The following is a 3,000-nucleotide window of genomic DNA, read 5'->3' as shown; positions in this document are numbered from 1 at the left end:
GAATGTCTCAGCCGATCTCATCGAGCGATTGCTGCTCATCGTCTGCCGCCCGCCATGATGGCACGCGAGCGTCACGGCACGTGCAAAGCCAAGCTCAGGATGATGCTCCGCCATCATTGCAACGAGGCAAAGCTGAACGCCCGCGAGGTAGGCGCCACCCTCAATCGCACGCGCATACTCCGTGAGTAGCTGTTCTCGACCAGGAGCCTCCGCCACTGCACGGTAATGTCCTGCTGGGTTGAAGACCCGGTCCTCAAGGCTGGCCGCAACGCCTCTCGGATCACCGTAGAATCGAGCGTAGAACGCTGCCGATGCCGGCATGCGAAGGAGTTCGCCAGGTGGGATTCCGAGTTTCCGGCTCAGTGCGTGCAAATTCAGGGGCTGGTTTGGCCGCTTGCCTTCTTCACGTAGAACGCCAAGCCATTCTGCCGAATATGTAGCTAATGTCTGATCCAGTTTCTGCCGTTCGCCATTCCACCCTATGGCCGCTACGATCCGCATCCAGCCGAACGGATCCTGCAGGTCGACTAGGAGTTCAGGAGGTGTCCTTCTTTCCCTTCTCGGTGGCGTTGTCATAACACCTCCAGCGTTTGCTTACCCGTCAGCATGGGCTTTCGAGTGGAGAGAGGCCGGCATGGGTCCGAGCAAAATCATTCTGCCCCTGACGCATCACTCGCCGCGGAAAAACACGGCGAGTCCCGCATCAAAGCTGCTGCAGGCACCCGGGGACCTAGCATTACGAAGACCCGTCCGACAGCCACTCGCCTCGGCATGGGCTTTAATGACGGCTCTTCCCGGAAGTTCTCTTGAATACCTTCTTTTTCTACTTAAGGCCCCAAGCGCCGTATGCAGGTTTTTCTGTCAAGCAGCTTGACGGAGTATGGCGCGAACCACGGACCGAAAGTCCAATGCTTCGCACCAGCCGATGCCAGTCCCTCCCGCCTCATCTCCAAGAGATCAGCAACATCCTAGCAACGGGCTTACTCCGGCTCAGAGCTCACTCCGTCGAACCCGCTGACGCCGCACAGGCCGGTGACCAAAGAGAGAGTTCGCTACACTTCCGCGCCGACCAGAGCATGCATGCGAACCGGACCAACCGGAGACCCGCATGCCCAGCATAGCCACCCAGCAGGCTCTACAGGCGTCGGCGCCGACCATCCCTGCCATCCCACCAGCGGATGTCCTGGGTCGCCTAGCAGCCCTCCAGTCGGCACCCATCGCCCACCTGAAGCAGCAATGGCGCGACCTATTCGGCAAGGAGCCGCCGCCCTTCAACCGGGCCTACATCCAGAGCCGCCTCGCCTACCGCATCCAGGAACTGGCCTATGGTGGCCTAAAGCCCGAAACCCGGGCGCGGCTGGAGGCACTGGGCGAGCAACTCGACGGCGGCAACGTCGTCCTCCGCCGCATCCGCGCTGACAGCCGGCCGCTGCCGGGGACGCGGCTAATCCGCGAATACGACGGCGTCCAGCACGTGGTCACCGTCCGCGCCGACGACTTTGAGTATGAGGGCCGGCCTTACCGATCCCTCTCAGCCATCGCGCGGCACATTACCGGCACGCGCTGGAATGGCTGGACCTTCTTCGGGCTGAAAGGGAGGCCAAGCGTATGAGCCGCCGTAAGCTGCCGGCCGATGGCGTCATGCCGGCCTCGGTCAAGAAGCTCCGCTGCGCCGTCTACACGCGCAAGAGCACCGACGAGGGCCTGGACAAGGAGTTCAACACCCTCGACGCCCAGCGTGACGCCTGCGAGGCCTACGTCGCCTCCCAGCGCGCTGAGGGCTGGGTACTCGTCCGCGACCGCTACGACGACGGCGGCTTCTCTGGCGGGACGCTGGAGCGGCCGGCGCTGCGGCGCTTGCTGACCGATATCGAGCAGGGGCGGGTCGACGTCATCGTGGTCTACAAGATTGATCGCCTCAGCCGCTCGCTGATGGACTTTGCCAAGCTGGTCGAGATCATGGAAGCGCATGGCGTCACCTTCGTCTCGGTCACGCAGTCCTTCAACACCACAACCAGCATGGGCCGCCTGACGCTGAACATCTTGCTCAGCTTCGCCCAGTTCGAGCGCGAAGTGATCGGCGAGCGAATCCGGGACAAGTTCGCGGCCTCGCGCGCCCGCGGCATGTGGATGGGGGGCAAGGTGCCGCTCGGCTATGACGTGCGGGATCGAAAGCTCGTGGTGAACGAGGTCGAGGCGGCGCGGGTCCGGCGAGTGTTCGAGCTCTTCGTCGAGACGGGCTCGGGCGTGGAGACGGTCCGGCGCCTGCAGGCCGAGGGCGTGACCAGCAAGTCGGGCCGGCTGCTAGACAGGGGCGACGTCTACAAGCTGCTGCACCTGCGGACCTACATTGGCGAGGTCAGCCACAAGGGTCAGGTCTACCCCGGCGAGCATGAGGCGATCGTACCGCAGGGACTTTGGGACAAGGCCCATGCCATCCTGCAGGTCAGCCCAAGGGCCCGAGCCGCCCAGAACCGGCAGCATGCGCCGGCGCTGCTGAAGGGGCTGATCTTCGGCACCGATGGCCGGGCGCTGTCACCGACGCACTGCCGGAAGAACGGTCGGCTATACCGCTACTACGTCGCGCAGCGGGTGCTGAAGGGCGAGGCCGCTGAGGACGACAGCATCGTGCGCCGGGTGTCGGCCGCCGAGATCGAGGCGGCGGTGGTGAACCAGGTCCGGGCGCTGCTGCGGCAGCCGGAGATCGTGGTCGGCACGTGGCTGGCAGCGAGGGTCGAGGCGCCGGACTTGACCGAGATGGAGGTCCGGGACGCGCTGGAGCGGCTGAACCCGCTCTGGGGTGAGTTGTTCCCGGCTGAGCAGGCACGGATTGTGCGGGCGCTGGTGGAGCGGGTCGTGGTCGGGCCGGGTGGCGCTGACATTCGGCTGCGGGTGGAGGGTCTCGCTAGTGCACCGACTCAAACGGAAGGTGCAGGAAGCCTGGCCAGCGTGCCGAGGATGGTGTCGGCAGGCCTGGTCCAGGCGAATGGCTTGGCCTTC

3 protein-coding genes are annotated in these 3,000 nt (G+C 64.5%); 2 read left to right on the top strand and 1 reads right to left on the bottom strand.

Going from position 1 to position 3,000, the window contains the following annotated elements; all coding sequences use genetic code 11:
• Window positions 1-501 (bottom strand): hypothetical protein (locus EP26_RS37095; protein WP_211259626.1); only part of this gene is annotated, 501 nt, incomplete at its 3' end.
• Between the two features lie 607 nt (window positions 502-1,108).
• Between EP26_RS37095 and EP26_RS30270 the strand changes: the two genes are divergently transcribed.
• Together EP26_RS30270 and EP26_RS30265 are read left to right on the top strand one after the other, a co-directional pair.
• The gene (locus tag EP26_RS30270; protein WP_084113182.1) at window positions 1,109-1,612 is read left to right on the top strand and encodes a DUF2924 domain-containing protein; all 504 of its coding nucleotides are present in this window, start codon (window positions 1,109-1,111) and stop codon (window positions 1,610-1,612) included.
• Window positions 1,609-3,000, top strand: a 1,392-nt coding sequence (locus tag EP26_RS30265) for a recombinase family protein (protein ID WP_157033966.1), incomplete at its 3' end; no start/stop codon positions are given. The genes EP26_RS30270 and EP26_RS30265, both read left to right, overlap by 4 nt.

The sequence above is a fragment of the Belnapia moabensis DSM 16746 genome, from assembly GCF_000745835.1.
GTDB lineage: Bacteria > Pseudomonadota > Alphaproteobacteria > Acetobacterales > Acetobacteraceae > Belnapia > Belnapia moabensis.
Note: the sequence above shows the minus strand (reverse complement) of the source record. Positions and strands in the feature narration are given on the sequence as shown.

Bases quoted from the DNA above. Each gene is read 5' to 3' on its own strand.
- EP26_RS30270 (WP_084113182.1), top strand. From the start codon at position 1,109: ATGCCCAGCATAGCCACCCAGCAGGCTCTACAGGCGTCGGCGCCGACC.